General features: G+C 72.8%; 23 protein-coding genes and 1 tRNA gene. 13 read left to right on the top strand and 11 right to left on the bottom strand.

Features of this window, described 5'->3' with window-relative positions; all coding sequences use genetic code 11:
• Positions 1-8 precede the first annotated feature (8 nt).
• Both pth and KDN32_RS02890 read right to left on the bottom strand, forming a co-directional pair.
• The gene (pth, locus tag KDN32_RS02895) at positions 9-611 is read right to left on the bottom strand and encodes an aminoacyl-tRNA hydrolase (RefSeq protein WP_307853652.1); all 603 of its coding nucleotides are present in this window, start codon (positions 609-611) and stop codon (positions 9-11) included.
• Between the two features lie 103 nt (positions 612-714).
• A complete protein-coding gene (locus KDN32_RS02890; protein WP_211730609.1) occupies positions 715-1,407 on the bottom strand; it encodes a 50S ribosomal protein L25/general stress protein Ctc in 693 nt (230 codons plus the stop codon).
• A gap of 289 nt (positions 1,408-1,696) precedes the next feature.
• On the opposite strand from KDN32_RS02890, the gene pepN reads away from it, so the two are divergent.
• On the top strand, positions 1,697-4,105 hold the full coding sequence (gene pepN, locus KDN32_RS02885) for an aminopeptidase N (RefSeq protein ID WP_211730608.1): 2,409 nt from the start codon (positions 1,697-1,699) through the stop codon (positions 4,103-4,105).
• 184 nt (positions 4,106-4,289) lie between these two features.
• Here the strand turns inward: pepN and KDN32_RS02880 are convergent, their stop codons facing one another.
• Positions 4,290-5,261, bottom strand: coding sequence for a ribose-phosphate diphosphokinase (locus KDN32_RS02880; protein ID WP_211730607.1), 972 nt, complete (start codon positions 5,259-5,261; stop codon positions 4,290-4,292).
• Positions 5,262-5,381: 120 nt separating this feature from the next.
• On the bottom strand, positions 5,382-6,827 hold the full coding sequence (glmU, locus tag KDN32_RS02875; RefSeq protein WP_211730606.1) for a bifunctional UDP-N-acetylglucosamine diphosphorylase/glucosamine-1-phosphate N-acetyltransferase GlmU: 1,446 nt from the start codon (positions 6,825-6,827) through the stop codon (positions 5,382-5,384).
• A gap of 62 nt (positions 6,828-6,889) precedes the next feature.
• Between glmU and KDN32_RS02870 the strand changes: the two genes are divergently transcribed.
• From KDN32_RS02870 to KDN32_RS02855, 4 genes are all read left to right on the top strand, one after another.
• The gene (locus KDN32_RS02870; protein ID WP_211730605.1) at positions 6,890-7,528 is read left to right on the top strand and encodes a TetR/AcrR family transcriptional regulator; all 639 of its coding nucleotides are present in this window, start codon (positions 6,890-6,892) and stop codon (positions 7,526-7,528) included.
• 79 nt (positions 7,529-7,607) lie between these two features.
• Complete coding sequence (locus tag KDN32_RS02865) at positions 7,608-9,092, top strand: flavin-containing monooxygenase (RefSeq protein WP_211730604.1); 1,485 nt, start codon at positions 7,608-7,610, stop codon at positions 9,090-9,092.
• A complete protein-coding gene (locus tag KDN32_RS02860; RefSeq protein ID WP_211730603.1) occupies positions 9,089-9,928 on the top strand; it encodes an SDR family NAD(P)-dependent oxidoreductase in 840 nt (279 codons plus the stop codon). Before KDN32_RS02865 ends, KDN32_RS02860 begins: the two co-directional genes overlap by 4 nt.
• Positions 9,925-10,821, top strand: coding sequence for an alpha/beta fold hydrolase (locus KDN32_RS02855; protein ID WP_211730602.1), 897 nt, complete (start codon positions 9,925-9,927; stop codon positions 10,819-10,821). The genes KDN32_RS02860 and KDN32_RS02855 overlap by 4 nt, the downstream gene beginning before the upstream one ends.
• On the opposite strand, the gene KDN32_RS02850 is transcribed toward KDN32_RS02855, so the two are convergent.
• The 5 genes from KDN32_RS02850 to KDN32_RS02830 form a co-directional block, all read right to left on the bottom strand.
• A complete protein-coding gene (locus tag KDN32_RS02850) occupies positions 10,805-11,401 on the bottom strand; it encodes a nucleoside/nucleotide kinase family protein (protein ID WP_211730601.1) in 597 nt (198 codons plus the stop codon). The two genes, KDN32_RS02855 and KDN32_RS02850, sit on opposite strands and share 17 nt — an antisense overlap.
• 91 nt (positions 11,402-11,492) lie before the next feature.
• Entirely contained in the window at positions 11,493-11,975 is a 483-nt protein-coding gene (locus tag KDN32_RS02845) for a TspO/MBR family protein (RefSeq protein ID WP_211730600.1), read from the bottom strand.
• Entirely contained in the window at positions 11,972-12,271 is a 300-nt protein-coding gene (locus KDN32_RS02840; RefSeq protein ID WP_211730599.1) for a hypothetical protein, read from the bottom strand. Before KDN32_RS02840 ends, KDN32_RS02845 begins: the two co-directional genes overlap by 4 nt.
• 108 nt (positions 12,272-12,379) lie before the next feature.
• A tRNA-Gln gene (locus KDN32_RS02835) sits at positions 12,380-12,458 on the bottom strand.
• Between the two features lie 94 nt (positions 12,459-12,552).
• A complete protein-coding gene (locus tag KDN32_RS02830; RefSeq protein ID WP_211730598.1) occupies positions 12,553-13,281 on the bottom strand; it encodes a hypothetical protein in 729 nt (242 codons plus the stop codon).
• 183 nt (positions 13,282-13,464) lie between these two features.
• Here KDN32_RS02830 and KDN32_RS02825 point away from each other — a divergent pair, with 183 nt between their 5' ends.
• Genes KDN32_RS02825 through KDN32_RS02810 form a run of 4 tightly spaced genes read left to right on the top strand, consistent with a single transcriptional unit; the run spans position 13,465 to position 16,883 of the window.
• A complete protein-coding gene (locus KDN32_RS02825; RefSeq protein ID WP_211732338.1) occupies positions 13,465-14,403 on the top strand; it encodes an ABC transporter ATP-binding protein in 939 nt (312 codons plus the stop codon).
• Entirely contained in the window at positions 14,396-15,277 is an 882-nt protein-coding gene (locus KDN32_RS02820) for an ABC transporter permease (RefSeq protein WP_211730597.1), read from the top strand. The genes KDN32_RS02825 and KDN32_RS02820 overlap by 8 nt, the downstream gene beginning before the upstream one ends.
• Positions 15,274-16,185: an ABC transporter ATP-binding protein gene (locus KDN32_RS02815; protein WP_211730596.1), complete on the top strand. Its 912-nt coding sequence runs from the start codon at positions 15,274-15,276 to the stop codon at positions 16,183-16,185. The genes KDN32_RS02820 and KDN32_RS02815 overlap by 4 nt, the downstream gene beginning before the upstream one ends.
• Positions 16,182-16,883, top strand: a complete 702-nt coding sequence (locus KDN32_RS02810; RefSeq protein ID WP_211730595.1) for an ABC transporter permease — start codon at positions 16,182-16,184, stop codon at positions 16,881-16,883. Before KDN32_RS02815 ends, KDN32_RS02810 begins: the two co-directional genes overlap by 4 nt.
• A 6-nt stretch (positions 16,884-16,889) precedes the next feature.
• Here KDN32_RS02810 and KDN32_RS02805 read toward each other — a convergent pair whose 3' ends face one another.
• On the bottom strand, positions 16,890-18,416 hold the full coding sequence (locus tag KDN32_RS02805) for a PucR family transcriptional regulator (protein WP_211730594.1): 1,527 nt from the start codon (positions 18,414-18,416) through the stop codon (positions 16,890-16,892).
• Between the two features lie 150 nt (positions 18,417-18,566).
• On the opposite strand from KDN32_RS02805, the gene KDN32_RS02800 reads away from it, so the two are divergent.
• From KDN32_RS02800 to KDN32_RS02785, 4 genes are read left to right on the top strand one after another with little or no spacing between them, the layout of a single operon-like run.
• A complete protein-coding gene (locus KDN32_RS02800) occupies positions 18,567-19,025 on the top strand; it encodes a nucleoside deaminase (protein WP_211730593.1) in 459 nt (152 codons plus the stop codon).
• A complete protein-coding gene (codB, locus tag KDN32_RS02795; RefSeq protein ID WP_211730592.1) occupies positions 19,022-20,299 on the top strand; it encodes a cytosine permease in 1,278 nt (425 codons plus the stop codon). Before KDN32_RS02800 ends, codB begins: the two co-directional genes overlap by 4 nt.
• 35 nt (positions 20,300-20,334) lie before the next feature.
• Positions 20,335-21,468: an ATP-dependent DNA ligase gene (locus tag KDN32_RS02790; protein WP_211730591.1), complete on the top strand. Its 1,134-nt coding sequence runs from the start codon at positions 20,335-20,337 to the stop codon at positions 21,466-21,468.
• On the top strand, positions 21,465-22,037 hold the full coding sequence (locus KDN32_RS02785; RefSeq protein ID WP_211730590.1) for a hypothetical protein: 573 nt from the start codon (positions 21,465-21,467) through the stop codon (positions 22,035-22,037). The genes KDN32_RS02790 and KDN32_RS02785 overlap by 4 nt, the downstream gene beginning before the upstream one ends.
• Positions 22,038-22,454: 417 nt before the next feature.
• On the opposite strand, the gene KDN32_RS02780 is transcribed toward KDN32_RS02785, so the two are convergent.
• The gene (locus tag KDN32_RS02780) at positions 22,455-23,540 is read right to left on the bottom strand and encodes a sulfotransferase family protein (RefSeq protein ID WP_211730589.1); all 1,086 of its coding nucleotides are present in this window, start codon (positions 23,538-23,540) and stop codon (positions 22,455-22,457) included.
• Positions 23,541-23,564: the final 24 nt, after the last annotated feature.

Below are 23,564 nucleotides of genomic sequence, written 5' to 3'. Positions count from 1 at the left end.
GACCGGGCTCAGGAGTTGAAGCGCTGCTGGGTCTTCTCGAGGCCGTCGGTGATCAGCGTCTCGATCGCGTCGGCGGCGTCGGAGACCTGGAACGGCAGCTCCTTGCGCTCGACGGTCGAGTAGTTCGACAGCACGAAGTCGGCGACGTCCTGACGCCCGGGCGGGCGACCGATGCCGGCGCGTACCCGGTGGAAGTCGCCGGTGCCGAGCGAGGAGCGCATCGACCGCAACCCGTTGTGCCCGTTGTCGCCGCCGCCGAGCTTGATCCGCAGCGTGCCGAACGCGATGTCGAGCTCGTCGTGGATCGCGATGACGTGGTCGGGCGACACCTTGTAGAAGGTCGCCAGCGCCTTCACCGGCCCACCGAGCTCGTTCATGTACGCCCGGGGGCGCGCCAGCACGACCCGCGGTCCGCCGATCGACAGCCGTCCCTCGACGACGTCGGCACGCCCGGACTTGTGGCTCCGGAACGGGCTGCCCATCCGGGAGGCCAGCTCGTCGGCCACCAGGTAGCCGATGTTGTGGCGGTGCCCGGCGTAGGCCGGACCCGGGTTGCCGAGGCCGACCACGAGCCAGGCGCCGCTCTGCTCGGGGTCCTGCTGCTGGGTCACGTCCTGCATCCAATCAGTCGAGCGGGCACTTCCTCGCGCTGAAATGCGCTGACCGGGCAGTTCCTCGCGTCGCGGCGCGAGGAACTGCCCGGTCAGCAGGGGGTCACTCGGAGTCGGAGCCCTCGGCGTCCTGGGCGGCGTCCTCGGCCTTGGCCTCCTCCTGCGCCTCGGCGATCTCCTCGTCGGACGGGTCGTGCTCGATGCCGGCGTCGGCCTCGGCCTCGGCCAGCTCGGCCTCGAGCGCCTCGGCGGAGATCTGCTCGGTCACGTTGACGATGAGCAGCTCCTCGTCGGCGAGCAGGGTGACGCCGGACGGGAGGTCGAGGTCCTTGGCGAGGACCTGGGTGCCGACCTCGGCGCCCTCGACGGAGACCTCGAAGGCCTCCGGGATGTGGGTGGCCTCGGCCTCGACGGAGACGACGGCGTTCTCGGTCACGACCAGCGTGTCCGGGCCGGCCTCGCCGACGACGTGCACGGGGACGTCGACGGTGACCTTCTCGCCGCGCTTCACGGAGACGAAGTCGATGTGCTCGATGACGCGGCGGATCGGGTCGATCTGCACGTCCTTGGTCAGGGCGAGCTGCTCGCTGCCGTCGATCTGCAGCGCGAGGAGCGCGTTCGCACCGCCGTGCTTGAGGGCCATCATGGTCTGGTGGCCGGGCAGGATGAGGTGGGTCGGCTCGTTGCCGTGGCCGTAGACGACGGCCGGGATCTTGTGCTCGCGGCGGATCCGGCGGGCGGCGCCCTTGCCGAACTCGGTGCGGGCCTCGGCGGCGATCTTCTCGGGGGCAGACATGGGTCCTCCTGGAGGGTGGCGGGACGGTGGCGGGGGTGGTGCTTCGGGGTTCGAGTGACCCCGTACGTGAGGGGGCCGGTGCGGCCGGCTCGGCGGGTCCGGAGACGACGAACGCCGCGCTCCGGATCGTGAGCGCGGCGCAGCGTGGCTGGTCCGGCCCTGTCGATCACGGAGTCCTGGTCGTTCGACCGGCTCCCTCGCCGAGGCAACCCGAGAACTCTAGACCCCGCCCCCGCGCCGGGTCGAATCCCGGAGGCGGCGGACTGGACCGTGCCTCTAGTGTGACCGGGTGCCCCTCCTGCTGCCCGAGGCGCGTGAGCGCGCCCTCCTCGTGACCGACGTCCGCACCGACCTGCACCTCGACCTCACCTCGACCGAGCACTTCACGGTCGAGGCGCGGATCGCCTTCCGGTGCACCGAGCCGGGAGCCTCGACGTTCCTCGAGCTGACCGGGGCCACCGACGTGACCCTCGACGGCGCGCCCGCGGCGTACGAGGACGGCCGGATCGCGCTCACCGACCTCGCCGAGGACACCACGGTCGTGGTCACCGCCCGGATGCCCTATGTCACCGACGGCGACGGCATGACCGTGACCGTCGACCCGGCCGACGGCGAGCGCTACGTCTGCGCGCACACCTCGATGGACATCACCCAGAAGGTCATCCCCTGCTTCGACCAGCCGGACATCAAGTCGACCTTCGACGTCCGCGTCACGGCGCCGGCGCACTGGACGGTCCTCGCCAACGGCGCGCTCTCCTCGCGCGAGGGCGACACGTGGACCTTCGCGACGACGCCGCCGTTCTCCTCCTACCTGTTCACCCTCGTCGGCGGCCCGTGGGTGTCGGTCACCTGGGACGAGCCGTACGCCCCGGCCCCGGGCGGCACGCTGCCCTTCGGCTGGCACGCGCGCGCCTCGCAGGAGCGCGAGCTGCGCCGCGACGCGGAGGAGCTGAAGCGCATCACGAGCGCGTGCTTCCAGCACTACACGACCGTCTTCGAGCCGGAGTACCCCTACGCCGACTACCAGCAGGTCTTCGCGCCCGGCCTCAACTGGGGCGCGATGGAGTTCCCCGGCTGCGTCGTCTTCCGTGACTCCTACCTCACCCAGGGCGCCCCCACCGAGCTGGAGAAGGAGTGGGTGGCCTCGACGATCGCCCACGAGATGGCGCACATGTGGTTCGGCGACCTGGTGACCATGAAGTGGTGGGAGGACTCGTGGCTCAACGAGTCGTTCGCCGACTTCATGGGCTACGACGTCGCCGGCGTCGCGGCCGGCTACACCGACGCCTGGACGTCCGCGGCGATCACCCGCAAGCCCACCGGCTACCGCGCCGACCGGCGTCGCTCGACCCACCCGATCGCGGAGGACACCGAGAAGATCGTCGACGTCGACACGGCGTTCGCGAACTTCGACATGATCACCTATGCCAAGGGCAACGCGGCGCTCGCGCAGCTCGGCCACTGGCTCGGCCAGGACGACTTCCTCGCCGGCGTCAACCGCCACCTCACCACCCACGCGTTCGGCAACGCGACCCTGGCCGACTTCCTCGACTCGCTCGACGCCGCGACCGACAAGGACGTGCGCGGCTGGGCGGAGGACTGGCTGCGCAGCACCGGCTTCGACACCCTGAGGGTGACCCGCGAGGAGGGCGTGCCCGTCCTGGCCCGGGAGGGCTCGCGCTCGCACCGGATCACGGTCTCGGCGTACGACGACGCGATGCGGCTGGTGGGCTCGCGCGACGTGCAGGTCGGCGACGAGCCGGTCCGGCTCGAGGAGTTCGCCGGGCGGGTCGTCGTGCCCAACTCGGGCGACGAGACCTTCGCCGTGGTCCGGCCCGACGAGCAGTCGTGGACCGCGATCACCGCGGGCCTGTCGTCGGTCGAGTCGCAGCTGACCCGGGCGATGCTGTGGTGGACCGCGGCCGACCTCACCGAGTCCCAGGTCGTCCCCGTCGCCGACTTCGTGGCGCTGGCCGACCGTCACCTGCGCCTCGAGCGGCACCCGCTCGTCTTCGAGGGCGTGATGCGCGCGCTCCAGCTCGTGGTGCGCCGCTATGACGAGCCGGCTGCGGTCGCGGGCCACCTCGCGGTCGTGGCGGACATCGCGAAGGGGGCCGTCGACGGCGGCGACCCGCTCCTCGCCCCCGGCGCCGCCCGCGTGCTGGCCCGGCTGAGCGCCGATCGGGACTTCCTCGCCGACTGGCTCGGACGCGACGACGTCGACCCGAGCGTGCGCTGGGCCGCCGTCCACCGGCTCGCCGAGCTCGGCGACCCGTCGTACGTCGACGCCGAGGTCGAGCGCGACCGGTCCGTCTCGGGGCACCACGCCTCGCTGTCCGCGCGCGCCGCGGTGCCGACCGAGGAGGCCAAGGCCGCGACCTGGGAGCGACTGACGAGCGGCGAGCTGAGCACCCACGAGCTCGACGCGACCGCCGCCGGCTTCTGGGGCTGGGAGCAGGCCGACCTGCTGCGCCCCTACCTCTCGCGCTACGTCACCGACGGCCTCACGCTGGCGAAGCAGTCGGGCCAGGCGATGGCCGACAGCATCGGCGACGCGTTCCCCCGCCTGCCGCTGCCGGTGGCCGTACGCCGTGAGCTGCGCGACGAGGTCGCCGCCGCCCTCGCCGCGGGCGACGTCCCCACCGTCCTCGCGCGGTCGTGGAACGACCACCTCGACGACCTCGACCGGACGCTCTGAGCGCGGATCCGGGGGCCGCCGGCGTCCCCTTCAGCGATCCCCGGCTGACCGGGGATCGCTGAAATGAGGTCAGGCGTGGGTCAGACGCGGATCTCGACGCTCCCGTCGGGGGTTCGCGAGCTCACCCGCGGGGCTTGCTCGATCTCCCGCGTCGCGGCACCCCTGCTCGTTCCTCGCAGGGTGCCTACGCGTGACCCTCGAACATCGACGTCACCGAGCCGTCCTCGAAGACCTCGCGGATCGCGCGGGCGATCAGCGGGGCGATCGAGAGCGTGGTGAGCTTGTCGAACTGCTTGTCGGCCGGCACCGGGAGGGTGTTGGTGACGACGACCTCGAGGGCCGAGGAGTTCTTCAGCCGGTCGACGGCGGGGTCGGAGAGGATCGGGTGGGTCGCGGCGATCACCACGCCGGCCGCGCCGTCGGCCATGCAGGCCTCCGCGGCCTTCACGATGGTGCCGCCGGTGTCGACCATGTCATCGGTGAGGACGCAGATCTTGCCCTTGACGTCACCCACGACCCGGTTGGCGACGACCTCGTTGGCCACGTCGGTGCGGCGGCTCTTGTGGATGAAGGCCAGCGGCGCGCCGCCGAGGCGGGCCGACCAGCGCTCGGCGACCTTGATCCGGCCGGCGTCGGGCGAGACGACGGCGAGCTCCTGGTCGCCGTACTTCTCCTTGACGTAGTCGGTGAGGATCGGCAGCGCCATCAGGTGGTCGACGGGGCCGTTGAAGAAGCCCTGGATCTGGTCGGCGTGCAGGTCGACGGTGATCAGCCGGTCGGCGCCGGCGGTCTTGAACAGGTCGGCCATCAGCCGCGCGGAGATCGGCTCGCGGCCGCGGTGCTTCTTGTCCTGGCGGCCGTAGCCGTAGAACGGCATCACCACCGTGATCCGCTTGGCCGAGGCGCGCTTGAGCGCGTCGACCATGATCAGGTGCTCCATGATCCACTCGTTGATCGGAGCGGTGTGGCTCTGGATCACGAAGGCGTCGCACCCCCGGACCGACTCCTCGTAGCGGACGTAGAGCTCGCCGTTGGCGAACTCGTAGGCACTCTGCGGCACCAGCCCGGTCTCGAGGAGGTCGGCGACCTCCCGGGAGAGATCGGGGTGGGCCCGACCACTGAAGACCATCAGGTTCTTCTCGGTGGTCCGCTTCATTCCGGTCACGCGACGCGACTCCTCGCTGTGTGGTCAGCCTCGGGGGTGGCTTGGTCGGAGGTGCTCACTGGATTGTTCACCACGAAGGGTGGTCCGCCCAACCCCGGGGTCGCGCGGGGTTCACTCCTCGTGGGCCGCCTCACGTTCACCGGCCGTTCGCGCCGCGGCCGCCGCCTCGGCCTGCGCCGTCCCGGCCCGCTTCGACTCGGTCCAGCCCTCGAGGTTGCGCTGCGGACCGCTGCTCACCGCGAGCGCTCCGGCGGGGACGTTGCGGCGTACGACGGTGCCGCCGGCGGTGCCCGCGCCGTCGCCGACCTGCACCGGCGCGACGAAGGTGTTGTTGGACCCGGTGCGGGCCTGCCTGCCGATCACGGTGCGGTGCTTGGCGACCCCGTCGTAGTTGGCGAAGATCGTGCCGGCGCCGATGTTGGTGCCCTCGCCGATCTCGGCGTCGCCGACGTAGGACAGGTGCGGCACCTTGGCGCCGTCGCCGATCTCGGAGTTCTTCGTCTCGACGAAGGTGCCGATCTTGCCGCCGGTCCCGAGCCGGGTGCCGGGGCGGAGGTAGGCGAACGGACCGACCGTCGCGGCGTCGCCGATCTCGGCGAGCTCGCCGTGGGTGCGCACGACGCGGGCGCCGACGCCCACCTCGCAGTCCTTGAGCGTGGTGTCGGGGCCGACGACGGCGTCCTCACGGACGACGGTGGCGCCGAGGAGCTGGGTGCCGGGGAGGATCGTCACGTCCGGCTCGAGGACGACGTCGGCCTCGATCCACGTGGTGGCGGGGTCCATGACGGTGACGCCGTCCTTCATCCAGCGGGTCACGATCCGGCGGTTCATCTCGCGACCGAGCTCGGCGAGCTGGGCGCGGTCGTTGGCCCCCTCGGTCTGGGCGACGTCGTCGACGAGGTGCGCGCCGACGGTCAGGCCGTCCTCGCGGGCCAGGCCGACGGCATCGGTGAGGTAGTACTCGCCCTTGGCGTTGTCGTTGGTGATCCGCGGCAGCGCGGACACCAGGAACGCGGCGTCGAAGGCGAGGATGCCGGAGTTGATCTCGTCGATCTCGCGCTGCTCCGGCGTCGCCTCCTTCTCCTCCACGATCCCCTCGACGTCACCCTCGTGGTTGCGCAGGATGCGGCCGTAGCCGAACGGGTTCGCCACCTTGCCGGTGAGGATGCTGACCGCGCGCTGGGCGGCCTCGTGCTCCTCGGCGAAGGCCCGCAGCGACTCGCCCTCCAGCATCGGGGTGTCGCCCGCGGCGACGATCACCGTGCCGGTGGTGGCGCCGCACGCCTCCATCGCGATCCGTACGGCGTGGCCGGTGCCCTCCTGGGTCTCCTGCACCGCGAGCACCGCGTCGGGCAGCAGCGAGGTGATGTGCGGGCCGACCTGCTCGCGCTGGTGGCCGACGACCGCGACGACGCTCGTGGGCTCGACGGCCTGCACGGCACGCAGCACGTGGCCGATCATCGAGCGGCCCGCGACCGGGTGCAGCACCTTCATGGTCTTCGACTTCATCCGGGTGCCGCCGCCCGCGGCGAGGACGATGACGGTGAGGTTCTCCATGGCGGGCGAGTCTGCCACCTGCGCGCCGCGCCGGCCGAGGTCGGCTGTGGTCTGATGGCCGCGTGAGTGGTCGCACGTACGCCGGGGAGTCGGCCGACGACCGGCTGGCCCGCCGGCGCCGCCAGCTCCTCGACGCCGGGCTCGAGCTCTTCGGCACCGCCGGCTACCGCGCGACCACCGTGCGGCAGCTGTGCCGGGCGGCGAAGGTCAGCGACCGCTACTTCTACGAGCAGTTCGACTCCACCGAGGACCTCCTCCTCGCGGTCTACGCCGAGGGCACCGACCGGCTCGAGGCGGCGGCGGTCGCCGCGCTGGACGGCCCGTCCGACGAGGTCACCGACGTCGCCCGACGCGGCCTCGACGCCTTCCTCGCGGTCGTCGAGGACGACCCGCGGCTGACCCGCGTGGTGTGGTTCGAGGTGCTCGGCGTGAGCCCGCGGGTGGAGGCGGCCTACCTCGCGCGGATGCAGGCCTTCGGCCACCTCATGCTCGACGTGGCCTCCGGTCGCGACGGCGTCGCCGGGCTGTCGCCCGCGACCCGCGAGCTCCTCGCGAGCGCCGCGGTCGGGGCGGTCAGCCACGCGGTCGTGACGTGGACGAGCGCCGGCCGCTCCACCTCCCGCGCGCAGGTCGCGGAGACCCTCGCGCGGTTCCTCGCCGGCGCGTCGACCGCGCTGGTCGACCCGGTCCACCCGGCGTGACGTGGGTCACTCGTCAATGCGGAATCAGGCGTCTCCACTTAGTGTGACGACACCGGATTCCTGACGGGGAGGCGACGACGTGGCGACCAGCACCGTGCTCGTGATCGGCAGCGGCTTCGGCGGCCAGCTCGCGGCGATGACCCTGCTCCGCCGCGGCCTCGACGTGACGATCCTCGAACGCCGCGACTTCATGGGCGGCACCTGGTGCCAGAACTCCTACCCCGGCGCGGCGGTCGACGTCCCGTCGCCGCTCTACTCGATCGCCTCGGAGCCGTGGCCCTGGACCCAGATGTACGCCGACCAGGCCGAGCTCCGCGCCTACACCGAGCACGTCATCGACGCCCACCGGCTCCGCGAGCGCACGGTCCTCGGGGCCGACGTGACGGCGGCGGAGTGGGACGGGACGCAGTGGTGCGTGCGCACCAGCGACGGTGCTGAGCACCGGGCCCGCTTCCTGGTCAACGCGACCGGTCCGCTGAGCACGCCGGTCGTGCCGGACTTCCCCGGGCTCGCCGACTTCGAGGGCGCCTCCTTCCACACCAACGGCTGGGACCACGACGTCGACCTCGCCGGCGCGCGGGTCGCGGTGGTCGGCTCGGGCGCGAGCGCCGCCCAGGTGATCCCGGCGATCCAGCCGGAGGCCGGTCGCCTGCACGTCTTCCAGCGCAGCCCGCACTGGGTGATGCCGCGCCGCGACCACGTCTTCACGCCGTGGCAGCGCCGCCTGCTGCGCGCGCGACCTCTCCAGCGCGCGTTGCGCACCTGGATCTACTGGCGGCTCGAGACCCGCGTGATCGGCTTCAAGCACAGCCGCTTCCTGCTGCGTCGCGCGGCCCAGCGTGCCGCGCTGCAGCACATCGAAGCGCAGGTGCCCGACCCGGAGCTGCGGGCGAAGGTCACGCCCGACTACACGCTGGGCTGCAAGCGGGTGATCCTGTCCGACACGCTCTACCCCGCGCTGTCGGCCGCGAACACCACGCTGCACGACCGCCACGACGCCATCGACCACTTCGACGCGACGGGTGTCGTGACCGCCTCGGGCGAGCACCTCGACCTCGACGTCGTGGTCTTCTCCACCGGCTACGACGCCACCGACGGCCTCGTCGCCCACGACGTGCGCGGTCGCGACGGCGTACGCCTGGCCGACGTGTGGCACGACTTCCCGCGGGCCTACCTCGGCACGGCCGTCCCGGGCTTCCCCAACTTCTTCGTCGTCACCGGCCCCAACACCGGCATCGGCCACACGAGCGCGATCTTCGTCATCGAGTCGCAGATGGCCTACCTCGAGCGCGCGATCGGCGCGGTCGTCGACTCCCCCGAGGCGAGCATCGAGGTCACCGCCGGCGCCGAGGACGACTACACGGCGATGATCCACCGCGAGATGGAGCACACGGTGTGGCACGACGGCGGCTGCACGTCGTGGTACCAGTCGCGCTCGGGCCGCGTGGTCGCGATGTTCCCCGGCTTCTCCTTCTCCTTCCGCCGCCTCGCGCGGCGCTTCCGCCCCGAGCACCACGTCATCAGCACCGTCACCAGCACCGCCGACGAGAGGATCCCCGCATGAAGCAGCTCGACGACAAGGTCGCCGCCGTCACCGGCGCGGGCTCCGGGATCGGCCGCGCCCTCGCGCTGCACCTCGCCGACCAGGGCTGCCGACTGGCCCTCTCGGACGTCTCGGCCGACGGGCTCGCCGGGACCGAGCGGCTGCTCGCCGGCCGGGCGCGGGCCGTCACGACCGCGGTCGTCGACGTGGCCGACGAGGCCGCGGTCCGCTCCTGGGCGGACGCCGTCGTCGCCGACCACGGCCGCGCCAACCTGGTGGTCAACAACGCCGGCGTCGCGCTCTCCGGCACCGTGATGTCGCTGTCGACCGACGACTACCGGTGGATCATGGGCATCAACTTCTGGGGCGTCGTCCACGGCACGAAGGCGTTCCTCCCCCACCTCGAGGCGTCCGGCGAGGGCCACGTCGTCAACATCTCCAGCGTCTTCGGGCTCACCGCGCAGCCGCTGATGAGCGGCTACAACGCCAGCAAGTACGCGGTGCGCGGGTTCACCGAGTCGCTGCGCCAGGACCTCGAGCTGACCCGGTCGTGCGTGAGCGCCACGTGCGTCCACCCCGGCGGCATCAAGACCAACATCGCCCGCTCCGCCCGGGTGGACGGGAGCGTGGCCGGCGCCACCGGGAAGCCCGCCGACGCCGCGACCAGCGAGTTCGAGAAGTCGTTCATCACGACCCCCGCGAAGGCGGCCGAGGTGATCGTCGAGGGGGTGCGGAAGAACAGGCGTCGGGTGCTCATCGGGCCTGACGCGCGGGTGTTCGACGCGATGGCACGGCTGGCGCCGACCGGGTACCAGCGGCTGATCACCGGCGTCGTGCGGTCGCGGGGCGGCAGGTGAGCCGCCGCACCGCCGTCGCAGCACGCCTCCTCGCGGCGGCCACCAGCGCCGAGGCGCGGGCGTACGGCCTGCGCGAGCGCACCGTCGACGTCGGCGACGCGCGCCTCGCCGTCCTCGAGGGTGGGCCGGTCGACGCGCCGCCGGTCGTGCTGCTGCACGGCTACTCCGCGGACCGCGTGGTCTGGGTGCGCTTCGCCCGCCACCTGCTCGAGGACCACCGGGTCGTGGTGCCCGACCTCGCCGGCCACGGCGCGTCCGGCTTCACCACCGGCATCGGCTACTCCGCTCCCGCGCAGGCGCGGCGCGTCGTCGCGGTCCTCGACCACCTCGGCATCGACCGCGCCCACGTCGCCGGCAACTCGATGGGCGGCTTCGTCGCCGCGACGCTCGCCGTCGACCACCCCGACCGGGTGCGGTCGCTGCTGCTGAGCGACGCCGTCGGCGTGACGCAGCCGGAGCCGAGCGACGCCGAGCTGCTCTTCCGCCAGGGGCGCAACCCGTTCCTGCTCGAGAGCGTGGCCGACTTCCCCGACTTCTACGCCATGACGATGGCCCGCCCGCCGTTCCTGCCGGCGTTCCTCCGCGCGGCGATCGCAGCCGACTACGTCGCGCGGCGCCACCAGCTCGAGGAGGTCTTCCGCGACTTCTACGGGGTGGCGACGCTCGACGACCGGCTCGGCGAGGTCCGGGTCCCGACCCTGGTCATGTGGGGCGAGGAGGACCGGCTGGTCCACCCGAGCACCGCGGGCGTGTGGACGACCGGCATCGCGGGCGCCCGCTCGGTGACCTATCCCGGCGTCGGGCACATGCCGATGCTGGAGGCCCCGGCGCTGAGCGTCGCCGACTACCGGGCCTTCCTGTCGGGCCTCCCGCGGGTCAGCCGAGCGGGCTGAGCACGAGGTCGGCGAGGTCGGCCGGCGCGTGCTCCGCGGCGTACGCGTGCCCCTCGGGGATCCAGCGCGTGCGCCACAGGTCGAGCTCGGCCTCGTCGTCGCCCTGCTCGGTGTTGCGGGCGACCGCGCGGGCGCCGGCTGCCTCGGGGGTCATCTCGATCCAGACCGCGAGGTCGAGCAGCCGGCGGGTGCCGTCGTGGAGCAGCCGGATGCCCTCGACCAGCACGACCGGCGGCATCGCGGTGTCGCGGTGACCTGTCGCCCCGCCCCACACGCGGGTGGGGTAGGCCAGCCGGGTCGGCGCCGGCGCCGTGCGGACCCGGTCGAGCAGGTCGCGCAGGACGGGCCAGTCGTGCAGGTCGAGGATCCCGCGCTGTTCCTCCGCGCCCTCGGCCTTGAGCCGGTCGAGCCGCACGACCTGCTCCTCGGCCACGCCCAGGTCGGCGGCGAGCAGGCTCGCCAGCGTGGACTTCCCGGCTCCCCCGTGGCCGCAGATCCCGACCACCGGCGGCCGGTCGAGCTGGTCGGCGAGGGCGCGCACCCGCGCCAGCAGGTCGTCGTACGTCGTGTGGTTGGCCATCGCGCGCCATCGTGGCAGCGGCCGCCGGTCGCCGCACCGCATTTGCCTCGCGCGCGGTCGGTGCGCTCGTTCCGGGCGCGAAGTGGTTCGCCTACCGGCCCGGCACCGACCGGGGCCCGCGCGCGTAGGCGTGCGCCAGCGCGGTCGCGAAGCTGAGCCAGAGCGCGTACGGCAGCAGGACGAGCCCGCCCCAGACCTCCATCGCGCCGACGACCACCGCGAGCAGCCAGGTCAGGACGGCGGCCGCGGTGAGCCAGCGGGCGGCCGCCGTGAGCCGGTGCGGCGGCACGTAGAACAGCCGCGCCCACGTCAGCGCGCACGCGACCGACACCGCGAGCACCCCGGTCGCCGCCCACGCGGCGCCGGGCTCGGCGGTGCGGACGACGGCCAGCCCGACGAGCACGAGCAGGGCGAAGTTGAGCGGCCACACGAGGGCGAAGACGAGCGTGGGCGGCTGGAACGACGGCTTGTCGAGGTGGTCGTACCACCCGGGGTCACGGTTGTTCCACGCGTTGGCGAGCACGGCGTACGCCACGACGACGCCGGTCCACGTGAGCGACGCTGCGAGGCTCATGCCGCCCCCTCGCGCCGCAGGACCTCGCGCACGGCGGCCTCGAACGCGTCCACCGACCCGTCCATCGCGTCGAGCGCGTCCGCGTCGACCACCTCGCGCCACTGCGCCCCGTCGCGGACGAGCACGACGGGTGCGCCGGCGGCGGCCACGGCCACGCGCAGGTCGTCGTCGATCTCGTCGAGGTGCAGCAGCCGGACCGGCACGGGCACCCGCGCGACCATCGCGTCCCAGGCGGGCTTGCGCCGCACGGTGGCGTGCGTGATGTCGCAGAGCCCGCAGTGGCGGGTCCCGCGCACCTTGCCCCAGGCCTAGGACAGCTCCCCGAGCAGGCTGCCGTCCGCGTCGTAGACACCCACGATCTCGGTGACGGCCATGGTCCGACGCTACTCCGCGATGGCACTGAGCTCCCCGGGTAGGAGTCGAACCTACGTCGCTAGTCCTGATTCAAAGTCAGGCGGGCCCTACCGGCAGACCAACCGGGGAATGTTCGCGCCCAGCCTAGGGCCCGCCTCTCCCCGGTACGTCATGGGAACCGGCGGTTCGGACCGCCGATCTCCATGACGTCCGGGAGGGCGGGTCAGCTCGTCCGCACCCACCGGCTCGCCCCAGCGGAGACCGCGGGGTCGAAGTTCACGCCGTCGAGCGTGGTGATGCTGGCATCGAGACGGACCGGTCCGCGGTGGAACGGGTCGCCGGCCGACCGGATCACGGCCGTACGCGCGTGCCACGCGCCGTCGCACGGGATGTCGAGGAGCGTCGAGCCGAAGACGAAGCCCTCGTCCTGGCTGGCCGAGACGGAGAAGCCCTGCAGCACCCACGGCTCGTCGCAGCGCCCCCAGACGGTGGCGCGCAGGCCACCGTCGCGGCGCAGGTCGACGCGCCGCGGGAGCAGCACCCGGGCACCGGGACGGACGTAGACGCTCCCCTCGGTCGCGACCTCGCCGGCGGGGGCCGCGGTCGTGGCGTCGACGAGCGCCATCCGCACCCGCACCGTCGCACGGCCCGGGTGGAACCCCTCGTAGCTGGAGAAGGAGACGACGTGCCACCGACCGTCGCAGGTGGGCACGGTCGGGATCAGGCTCTCGGGCGAGGTGAAGTCCTGGACGAAGGTGAGGCCGAGCTCGGAGACGCGCAGACCGGGACGGCAGGTCACCCGCAGCGTCCCCCGGAACGTGTCGAACTGGCCCTCGTAGGCCCGGCCCTGGACCCGCACCTCCCCCGGAGGCGTCTGCGCGACGGCCGCCCCCGGACCGAGCAGGAGGGCCGCGAGAGCGGTGAGCAACGAGACGACGACGATCCTGCGCATGGCGTCCCCCTCAGGTCGAGATCAGACCGGCGTAGCACGGCCGGGGTCGCGAGCAACGCCGTCCGCAGGGACGTACCCACTCGTGGTGATGGCACCGGAGCCGGACCTGCACCGGTTCTTCACACGGCTCCGGGCGATCCCTGATGCACGCGGTCGGTGCCGACCGCTAGCGTGATCGTCGTGATGGGGGACTTCGCCGGACCGGTCGTGTCGACCGCAGAGCTCACCAAGCACTTCGGGTCGGTGCACGCCCTGACCGACCTGACCGTCGAGGTCGGCGCGGGCGTGACCGGCCTCGTCGGCGCCAACGGCGCCGGCAAGTCGACGCTGATCAAGATCCTGCTCGGGCTGCTCGAGCCGACGCACGGGCAGGCCACCGTGCTCGGCCACGACATCGAGCACGAGAGCCAGGAGATCCGCCGGCTCGTCGGCTACATGCCCGAGCACGACTGCCTGCCGCCCGACGTGAGCGCGAGCGAGTTCGTCGTCCACATGGCCCGGATGTCCGGCCTGGGCGCCTCTCCGGCCCGCGAGCGGGCCGCCGACGTGCTGCGCCACGTCGGGCTCGAGGAGGAGCGCTACCGCCCGATGGGCGGCTACTCCACCGGCATGAAGCAGCGCGCCAAGCTCGCCCAGGCGCTCGTGCACGACCCGCGGCTGGTCTTCCTCGACGAGCCCACCAACGGCCTCGACCCGGCGGCACGCTCCGACATGCTGCGCCTGGTCAAGCGGATCGGCAGCGACTTCGGCATCGCGGTCCTCGTCACCTCCCACCTCCTCGGCGAGCTCGAGCGGGTCAGCGACCACGTCATCGTTCTCGACGGCGGCCACCTGCTGCGCTCCAGCGCCACCGGCGACTTCCTGCGCCGCACCGGCAGCCTGCTGGTCGAGGTCGTCGGCACCGAGACCCAGCGCGACCAGCTCGGCGAGGCGCTCGCCCAGCGCGGCCTCAGCTGCCGCCCGCGCGGCACGATGGTCGCCGTCGACCCGCCACCGCCCGACGTCGCCGCCCACGACCTGATCCGCGACGTCGCCGACGAGCTCGGTCTGGGCCTGATGCGGCTCGAGCCCGACCGCGGCCACCTCGAGGACGTCTTCATGGAGGGCGGGGCCCGTGCCTGAGTCGACCACCCGCGGGGTCATCCACGACCTCGGCTACCGCCACTTCGACGGCACCCGCGAGGGCACCGCCACCATCGCCCGGACCCTCTTCGTCACCGGCCTGCGCCACACCTACGGCCTCGGCCGCTCCGGCAAGTCGAAGGTGATGCCGTTCCTCCTGCTCGCGATGGCGACCCTGCCGGCTCTGATCGTCGTCGGCGTGGTCGTGCTGACGGGCCTCGGCAACCTCCCGGTGTCCTACGCGAGCTACACCTCGCAGGTCCAGCTGCTGATCAGCCTCTTCGCCGCCGCCCAGGCGCCGGTGCTGTTCTCCCGCGACCTGCGGCACCGCTCGATCGTGCTCTACCTCGCCAGGCCGTTGTCAGCGCCGGTCTTCGCGCTGGTGCGCTGGCTCTCGCTCACCGCCTCGCTGCTGCTCTTCATGTGGCTCTCGACGTTCGTCCTCTACGTCGGTGCGCTGCTGTCCGGGCTGGACCGCAGCGACGAGACGGAGGACCTCCTCAAGGCGCTCGTCCTCCAGGTCCTGCTGGCGCTGCTGCTCGCGGGCGTGACCGGCCTGATCTCGTCGGTCTCGCTGCGCCGCGGCTTCGCCGTGGTGGGGTCGATCCTCGTGCTCGTCGTGCTCGCCGGCGTGGTGACGTCGATCCAGGCGATCTCGTCGGCCCGCGACTCCGACGGCGTCGGGGTCGCGGCCGGCCTGTTCTCGCCGTGGTCGCTCTACGGCGGGCTGGGCGACGCGTGGGACGCAGGGATCGCGGTCTTCACGCCGCCCGAGGGGGCGTGGGTCCCGGTCTACGCCCTGGTGGCCGTCGTGCTCGCCGGCGCGTGCGTGCTCGGCCTGGTCGCCCGGTTCCGGAAGGTGGGGTCGCGATGAGCACGCTCGTCCTCGACAAGGCGTCGCGCTGGTTCGGCAACGTGGTCGCCGTCAACGACGTGTCACTGTCGATCGGGCCCGGCGTGACCGGCCTGCTCGGCCCCAACGGTGCGGGCAAGACCACCCTGATGGCGATGATGTCGGGGTTCCTCGCCCCGTCTGCCGGGCACGTCACGCTCGACGGGCAGCCGGTCTGGCGCAACACCGAGACCTACCGGCAGATCGGGCTGGTCCCCGAGCGCGAGCTCAGCTTCGGCTACCTCACGGGCCGGCAGTTCGTCCGCGCCAACGCCGACCTGCACGGCCTGTCCGACGCGGGCGCAGCCACCGAGCGGATCCTCGAGGTCGTCGACATGGTCGAGCCGGCCGCGCGCCGCCTCGACACGTACTCCAAGGGCATGCGGCAGCGGGTCAAGATCGCCGCCGCGCTCGTCCACGACCCGGCCGTGCTGCTGCTCGACGAGCCGTTCAACGGCGTCGACCCGCGCCAGCGCATGCACCTGATGGACCTGCTGCGCCGCCTCGGCGACGAGGGCCGCACCGTGCTGTTCAGCTCCCACATCCTCGAGGAGGTGGAGCGGCTCGCCCGGCACATCGAGGTGGTCGTCTCCGGGCGGCACGCCGCGTCCGGCGACTTCGGCGCGATCCGGCGGCTGATGACCGACCGCCCGGTCCAATATGCCGTGCGCTCCAGCGACGACCGCGCGCTGGCCGGGATCCTCATCGCCCAGCCCTCCGTGGCCGCCGTCAGCCTCCGCGAGGACGAGCTCGAGGTGCAGGTGACCGACCTCGGCAGCTTCGCCCTCGGCCTGCCCGGCTGGGCGCGCCGGCACGACCTGTCCGTCTACGAGCTCTCCCCGCGCGACGAGTCGCTGGAGAGCGTGTTCGCCTACCTGGTGGCCCGATGATCAACCTCACGATCGCCAAGCTCGCCGGGCAGGCCCTGCTCGGCCGGCGGCGCTTCTTCCTGCTGCTCGCCTTCCCGGTGCTGCTGATCGGGCTCGTGGCCCTCATCGCCTCGCTCGCCGACGGCGACGCCGCCTACGACATCCTGCCCAGCCTGGGCTACCCGCTCGTGCTGCCGCTCGTCGCGATCCTCGCGGCCTCGTCGGTGCTCGGCCCGGAGGTCGACGACGGCTCGATCGTCTACCTCCTCGCCAAGCCGGTGAACCGCTACGGCGTGGCGCTGAGCAAGTGGCTGGTCGCGCTCGCCGCGACCCTCACCGCCGGGGCGCTGTCGATCCTCGTCGCCGCGCTCATCACCGGCGACACCACGCGGGCCGTCGCGCTGTTCGTCGGCGCCGTGGTCGCCGGGACGGCGTACTCCGCGCTCTTCGTCGCGATCTCCGCCGTGACCCGCCACGCCGTGATCGCGTCGCTGATGTTCGTGCTGATCTGGGAGAGCCTGCTCGGCAACCTCTTCACCGGCATCGCCTGGCTGAGCATCGGCCAGTGGGGCCTGCGGGTCGGCCACGCGATCTCCACCGAGCTCCCCGACCCCGCGAGCCTGCCCTACGCGATCGTCGCCAGCGCGCTGGTCACGGTCGTGGGCGTGTGGTTCGCCGGCGACCGGCTCCGGTCGTTCTCGCTCAAGGGCGAGGACTGACGCGGCTCAGCCCCCGAAGCCCACCCGCGGGTCGATGCCGGTGCGCAGCCGCCAGGCGAGCACGCCCAGCTGCAGCCCGAGCTGCTGGTCGGGATCGTCGAGCTCGACGCCCAGCAGCCGCTCGATCCGCTGCAGGCGGTCGTAGAGCGACTGACGGCGGATCCCCAGGGCCGTCGCGGCCGCGGCCTTCGACGTGCCGCTCGTCAGGTACGTGTCGAGGGTGCGCAGCAGCTCGGTGCGGTGCCGGCTGTCGTGCGCGATCAGCGGGCCCACCTGCTCCTCGGCCAGCCCGGCCCACGCCGCGGATCCGGCGCTCGCGAGCAGGTGGGGTGCGGCGAGGTCGCGGGCGAGCAGCACCCCGTCGCGGCGCCCCGTGCGCCGGGCGAGCTCCAGCAGCTCGCGTGTCCTCCCGAGGGCGGGGCCGAGCTCGGCCGGGTCCGTGACCGGCGGTCCGGCGACCAGCAGGGCCGGCGCCGGGGCGACCGTCACCCGGGCCCGGCGCAACGACTCGTGGACCGCGACCAGGCCGTCGCGTGCGGCGCCCGGTCTCGACCAGCCGCGCACCACCGCCACCGCCCGGCTGCCGGCGATGCCTGCCAGCACCGGACTGGTGGCGGACCTCAGCGCCTGCTCGAGCGCGGGCACGACGTCGGTCAGCGCCGCGCCCGGCTCGACGGCCAGCGCCACCGGCTGCCACCCGCGTCCGTCGGGCGCCGGCCAGCCCAGCTCGGCGAGCCGATCGGTCACCTCCGTGCCGGCCATGGGGGTGGCCGCGCAGAGGTCCGCGACCAGCGACTGGGCAGGGCTCGGACGCTGGCCCAGCGAGCCGGCCCGCCCCAGCTCGAGCGCCACCGCCACGGCCGCCTGTCCGGCCGTACGACGTCGCCGGCGCGTCGGCCCGCCGAGCAGGTGGAGCGTGCCGACCACCCCGGCCGGTCCGCGTACGGGCTCGGAGACGCGCTCCTCCTCCACGACCGACGCGATCGAGCTCCGCTCGACGACCTGGTCGTCGCGGTCGCGCAGCTCGACCTCGCAGCCGGCGGCGCGCGACACCTCGTCGAGCAACGCCCGCAGACCGCGCCCGTCGACGACCACCTGCGCCAGGTCGCCCCAGCCGGCGCCGCCCGCCGCGTGCGTGCGGCGGCGGACGACCAGCTCGTGGAAGTCCTCCACCATCCGCTCGAACGGCACCACGTGGGTCAGGCCCAGCACCACCAGCCCGCGCCGCCGCGCGGCGTCCAGGATCGGGCCGGGGACCTCGAAGAAGGTGCGGCCGAGCTCCAGCGCGAGGGCGGTCAGCCCGGCGTCGGCGAGCTGCTCGACGTAGGCCGCCATGTGCTCCGACGTGCGACCGTGCAGGCCCAGCCCCGTGGTCAGCAGGACCTCTCCCCCGGCGAGCAGGCCGCCCATCTCGAAGACCTCGGAGGAGTGGACCCACCGCACCGTCGCCGCCTGCGGGTCGCCGGCGAGCACGCGCGTGCCGGCCGCGCGGAAGGACGGCAGGGCCAGCACCTCGGGGAGCGGGATCAGCACGGGACCTCCTCACTCACCGGACGTTGTGTCAGGAGACTAGCGCTCTCAACCGTCCACGACGTCCGTTGTCACGTCCGCGGACGTCTGGTGGTGTGAGGGGGCACACACCCGCAGGCGGCGGGTGGCGTGACCGGACAAGGAGCGGGAACGATGATCGAAGCGGCGGACCGGGAGTTCCTCGACCTGGCGATCGAGCAGGCCAGGATCGGGTGGCAGGAGGGCGGCATCCCCATCGGGGCGGCCCTGGTGCACGACGGCGAGGTGCTGGCGGTGGGCCGCAACCGGCGCGTCCAGCTGGGATCGGCGATCCGGCACGGCGAGACCGACTGCATCGAGAACGCCGGCCGGCTGTCCGCCCGGGTCTACCGCGCCAGCACCCTCTACACCACCCTCTCGCCCTGCTTCATGTGCGCGGGGACCTCGGTGCTCTACGACATCCCGCGCATCGTCATCGGCGAGAACCGCACCTTCGAGGCGTCGGAGTCGTGGCTGGCATCGCGCGGCGTGGAGCTCGTGGTCGCCGACGACGCCGACTGCAAGGCGCTGATGGACACGATGATCGCCGAGAAGCCCCAGCTGTGGGCCGAGGACATCGGGGAGGAGGCATGAGCGCCCCGACCACCGCCACGGACCAGGTCGTCGACCCGGACTACCCGGTCACGCCCGTCCCGGCGCACGCCCGCAAGACGTTCCTCTCCCTCGCCGTGGTGCTGCTCGGCTTCACGGTCTTCACCCCGACCATGCTCGCCGGCGCCCAGCTCGGCGCCGCGTTCTCCCTCTCCGAGCTGCTGCAGGTCATCCTGCTCGGCTCCCTCGTCCTCGGCGTCTACGTCGCGGTGCTCGGCTGGATCGGCGCGCGCACCGGCCTGACCACGGTCGTGATGTCGCGCTACGTGCTGGGCCAGCGCGGCGCCAAGCTCGCCTCGGTCCTGCTCGGCGGCACCCAGATCGGCTGGTACGGCGTCGTGATCGGCACGATCGGCGACCTCACCGCGCAGGCGCTCGACTGGGAGTCGTACCCGTCGCGTGCCGCGGTGATGATCCTGGCGAGCGTGCTGATGTGCCTCACCGCCTGCTACGGCTACCGCGGCATGTTCTGGGTGTCGGCGATCTCGACGCCCCTGATCCTCGTCCTCGCGTTCTGGGTGCTGCTGCGCTCGCTGGAGGAGGTGGGCGGCTGGTCCGGTCTCGCCGACGTCGACCCGAGCACGTCGATGACCTGGTCGGTCGCGATCACGACGGTCGTGGGGACGTTCGTCTCCGCCGGCACGCAGGCACCGAACTGGACGCGCTTCGCCCGCACGGGTGGCCAGGCCGTCCTCGCCTGCGCGATCGGCTTCCTGGTCGGCAACGGCCTGATGATCTTCTTCGGTGCGACGGGTGCGATGACCTTCGGGGAGGGCGACTTCGTCCTCGTGCTCTACAACCTCGGCCTGGTCGGGTGGGGGTTGTTCCTGCTGTTCGGCAACCTGTGGAAGTCCAATGCCGACACGGCCTACGCGTTCGGTGTCGCAGGCGCCGAGCTGTTCGAGAAGCCGTCCAAGCTGCCGTTCGTCGTGGGCGGCTCGGTCGTCGGCACCGTCCTGGCCCTGGTGGGCGTGCAGAACCACCTCGTCGACTACCTCGTCCTGCTCGGGGTCTTCGTGCCGCCGCTCGGCGGCGTGATCATCGGGGACTTCCTCGCCCGCTGGCGCGCCGGCATGCCCGAGGCGCACCCGGTCCCGGCGTTCCACTGGGTCAACCTCGGCATCTACGCCGTGGCCAGCGCCCTCGCGTGGCTCGCCAACGAGACCGGTTTCTTCGTCCCGCCGGTGATCGGCGTGCTGGTCGCGCTCGTGCTGACGCTCGTCGCCGGGCGACGCGGGGCGGGGCGCGTCGCCTGAGGCCCGGCGCGTCGCCGCGGTCTAGGCTCGACGACGTGGACCTCCCCGTGATGCCGCCCGTGCAGCCGATGCTCGCGAAGAGCGTGAGCGGCGTGCCCGATCCGGCGAAGCACGGAGGCCTCAGCTTCGAGCCCAAGTGGGACGGCTTCCGCTGCCTGGTCTTCAAGGACGGCGACGAGGTCGAGCTGGCCAGCCGCAACACCAAGCCGCTCACCCGCTACTTCCCCGAGGTCGTCGAGGCGTGCCGGCGCCAGCTCCCCGACCGGGTGGTGCTCGACGGCGAGGTGTTCGTCGGACTCCAGGGCCCCGACGGCTGGCGGCTGGAGTTCGAGACGCTGCAGGAGCGGATCCACCCGGCCGCCAGCCGCGTCGACAAGCTCGCGGTCGAGACGCCGGCCGGCTTCGTGGCCTTCGACCTGCTCGCGCTGGGCGACGAGTCGTTCCTGGACCGCCCGTTCGCCGAGCGCCGCGCCGCGCTGGTCGCAGCCCTGGCCGACCTCGACGGCACCGGCCCGTGCTTCCTCACCCGCACCACCGAGGACCCCGCCGAGGCCGAGCGCTGGTTCTCCGAGTTCGAGGGCGCCGGGCTCGACGGGGTGGTCGCCAAGCCGCTCGGGGCGGCGTACGAGCCCAACAAGCGCACGATGCTCAAGATCAAGCACGAGCGGACCGCCGACGTGGTGCTGGCCGGCTACCGCGAGCACAAGACCTCCACCCCGGAGGAGCCGCTCATCGGCTCGCTGCTGCTCGGCCTCTACGACGAGGACGGCGAGCTCCAGCACATCGGCGTCTCCGCCAGCTTCACCGCCGCGAAGCGGGCCTCGCTGTGGCACGAGCTCCAGCCGCTGGTCTGCGACGTCGCGGACCACCCGTGGGGTCGCTGGCAGGAGTTCCTCACCGCCAACCCCGACCGCGTCCCCGGCACCCAGAGCCGCTGGAGCGCGGGCAAGGACCTCGGCTTCACCGCGCTGCGCCCCGAGCGGGTGCTCGAGGTGAAGTACGACCACATGGAGGGACGGCGGTTCCGGCACACCGCCCACTTCAAGCGCTGGCGCGACGACCGCGACCCCGAGAGCTGCGGCTACGGTCAGCTCGAGGAGCCCGCCGGCTACGACCTGACCCGGATCCTGAGCACCGACACCGCACCCACCACCGGAGGCGCACGATGAGCGAGACCAACGACAGCATCCACGACGGGCAGGGCACCTACGACGTGGTGCTGCTCGTCGAGCAGGCCCTCAGCGCCGCCGACGCCGCGCAGGTGCGCTCGCTGCACGAGGAGATCGAGGACGCGGTCGTCTACCACGTCCTCCTCCCGCTCGAGGACGCCGCCGCCCGGGTGGAGGCGTCCCTCGGCACGCTCGGCGCCGGTGACCTGATGGCCGCCCCGGCGCTCGCGATGAACGACGTCGACCTCGAGGCGCTGCGCCGCGAGTGCGAGGAGCACTCCTCCAGCGACCTCGCCACGACCCTCGCGGCGCTCGAGGCGGCCGGCGGCACCGCCCGCGGCCTCGTCACCTCCGAGCCGCCCGTCGACGCGCTGGCCGCGATGGTCGCCAAGGTCGACGCCCGCGAGGCGATCATCCTCACCCGCTCCCACGTCGTCGCCGAGTTCTTCCACCTCGACTGGACCTCCCGCGCCCGCCGCAAGCTCGGCGTACCGGTCCTCCACCTCATCGAGCACGAGAACTTCGACGAGCAGGCCTCCGGCTCCGGCGAGGGCGTCACCGGCCTCTGACCGCCCCGGCGCCGAGTCGGCGCGAATGTCCCCGCGTAGCGCGCCGAGTCGGCGCGAATGTTCACGCGCAATGCGCTGAGTCGGCGCGAATGTCCCCGCGCAGCGCGCCGAGTCGGCGCGAATGATCACGCGCAGCGCGCCGAGTCGGCGCGAATGATCACGCGTAGCGCGCTGAGTCGGCGCGAATGATCACGCGCAGCGCGCCGAGTCGGCGCGAATGATCACGCGCAGCGCGCTGAGTCGGCGCGAATGTCCCCGCGCCCGGCGCCGCGTCGGCGTTCACGCCGACTCGCCGTCACTCGTCCGAACCTTCACGCCGGCTCAGCGTCCATCGGTGGAACATTCACGCCGGCTCAGCGTCCTCCGGCGGGACATTCACGCCGACTCGGCGTCATCTGGCGTGACACTCACGCCGACTCAGCGGCGGGTGAGGCGGCGCACGACGGCGCGGCGCAGGATGCCGGCCGCCTCGCGCCCGCCGACGGCGGGCGGCTGGGCGTGGCGTACGACGTCGAGCTCGCGCCGCAACTGCTGGACGGTCGCGCGCTGGGCGTCGCGCGCCTCGCGGGCGGCGAGGGTGGACTCGGCCTTGGTGTGGTCGAAGGTCAGGGCGACGGCGTCGGCGTAGCGCGCGTCGTAGTCCGCGTGGATCCGGTCGAGCGCGGCCAGCGTCTCGGCGTCGTGCGGCGCGGTCGTCAGCACGCCGAGGAGCCGCCAGACCTCCTCGGCCATGTCGCGCAACCAGTCGGGGGTGCGCACGTCGTCCCAGGTGAGCTGCGACTTGCGCATCGACGGCTCGATGAAGTCGTCGACCGCGTGGTGCTCGGTGGAGGTGAGGTCGGTGTTCAGCTCGATCTCGAGCTGCTGCTGGACGGGCGCGAGCGCCGCGCGCCAGTCGGCGAGCAGGTCGACGTAGCGCACGAACGAGCGGCGACCGCCGCGCCCGGCCTGCTCCGTCAGCAGGGCGGCGTGCACCCAGCCGGCGACGTTGGACGTCTCCTTCGTCAGGCGGAGCTCGTCGGACTGGCTGGAGAGGTAGGCGATGTCGCGCGATCCGACCACCTCGGCGGGGTGCCGCAGGGCGGTGAGCCAGCGCAGGTCGGCGCCCGCGTCGGCGCTCGCGGACTCCCAGGCGGACGCGAACCAGAAGGCGTGCGGGTCCTTGACCACGATCTGCGCGTCGCCACGCTCCGGCGCCGCCAGCTGGCCGGCCAGCCACTCGCGCAGCTCCGCGGTCGGCTCGCCGGACGCGAGGTAGTCGGCGACCAGGCCGACGGCCGCGGGACGGCTGTCGATGTTGAACAGCGCGAGCTCGCGCAGGTGCCGCTTGTGGAAGTCGATCACCCAGCGCGGCTCGTAGAACCCGCGCGGGTTGGTCTCCGACGCCTCGACCTCCGGCTGGGGCACGTGCAGCCCGAGCCGCTTCAGGGTGCCGGCGAGCGAGCTGGTGCCGCTGCGGCCGGACCCGGACACGAGGACGAGCGGGGTGGAGGTCGTCGGCATGCGGGTCACCCTATCGGCCGTGCG

Origin of the sequence: Nocardioides palaemonis (genome assembly GCF_018275325.1) — a bacterium.
Lineage (GTDB): Bacteria > Actinomycetota > Actinomycetes > Propionibacteriales > Nocardioidaceae > Nocardioides > Nocardioides palaemonis.
The sequence above is the reverse complement of the archived record's forward strand: the minus strand, read 5'-3'. Positions and strand labels throughout refer to the sequence as shown.

What these genes read in the sequence shown, in the direction of transcription:
- KDN32_RS02890 (WP_211730609.1), bottom strand. Translation starts at nt 1,407, where the DNA reads ATGTCTGCCCCCGAGAAGATCGCCGCCGAGGCCCGCACCGAGTTCGGC.
- KDN32_RS02880 (WP_211730607.1), bottom strand. Translation starts at nt 5,261, where the DNA reads ATGAAGCGGACCACCGAGAAGAACCTGATGGTCTTCAGTGGTCGGGCC.
- glmU (WP_211730606.1), bottom strand. Translation starts at nt 6,827, where the DNA reads ATGGAGAACCTCACCGTCATCGTCCTCGCCGCGGGCGGCGGCACCCGG.
- KDN32_RS02860 (WP_211730603.1), top strand. Translation starts at nt 9,089, where the DNA reads ATGAAGCAGCTCGACGACAAGGTCGCCGCCGTCACCGGCGCGGGCTCC.
- KDN32_RS02850 (WP_211730601.1), bottom strand. Translation starts at nt 11,401, where the DNA reads ATGGCCAACCACACGACGTACGACGACCTGCTGGCGCGGGTGCGCGCC.
- KDN32_RS02845 (WP_211730600.1), bottom strand. Translation starts at nt 11,975, where the DNA reads ATGAGCCTCGCAGCGTCGCTCACGTGGACCGGCGTCGTCGTGGCGTAC.
- KDN32_RS02830 (WP_211730598.1), bottom strand. Translation starts at nt 13,281, where the DNA reads ATGCGCAGGATCGTCGTCGTCTCGTTGCTCACCGCTCTCGCGGCCCTC.
- KDN32_RS02825 (WP_211732338.1), top strand. Translation starts at nt 13,465, where the DNA reads ATGGGGGACTTCGCCGGACCGGTCGTGTCGACCGCAGAGCTCACCAAG.
- KDN32_RS02815 (WP_211730596.1), top strand. Translation starts at nt 15,274, where the DNA reads ATGAGCACGCTCGTCCTCGACAAGGCGTCGCGCTGGTTCGGCAACGTG.
- KDN32_RS02810 (WP_211730595.1), top strand. Translation starts at nt 16,182, where the DNA reads ATGATCAACCTCACGATCGCCAAGCTCGCCGGGCAGGCCCTGCTCGGC.
- KDN32_RS02800 (WP_211730593.1), top strand. Translation starts at nt 18,567, where the DNA reads ATGATCGAAGCGGCGGACCGGGAGTTCCTCGACCTGGCGATCGAGCAG.
- codB (WP_211730592.1), top strand. Translation starts at nt 19,022, where the DNA reads ATGAGCGCCCCGACCACCGCCACGGACCAGGTCGTCGACCCGGACTAC.
- KDN32_RS02785 (WP_211730590.1), top strand. Translation starts at nt 21,465, where the DNA reads ATGAGCGAGACCAACGACAGCATCCACGACGGGCAGGGCACCTACGAC.
- KDN32_RS02780 (WP_211730589.1), bottom strand. Translation starts at nt 23,540, where the DNA reads ATGCCGACGACCTCCACCCCGCTCGTCCTCGTGTCCGGGTCCGGCCGC.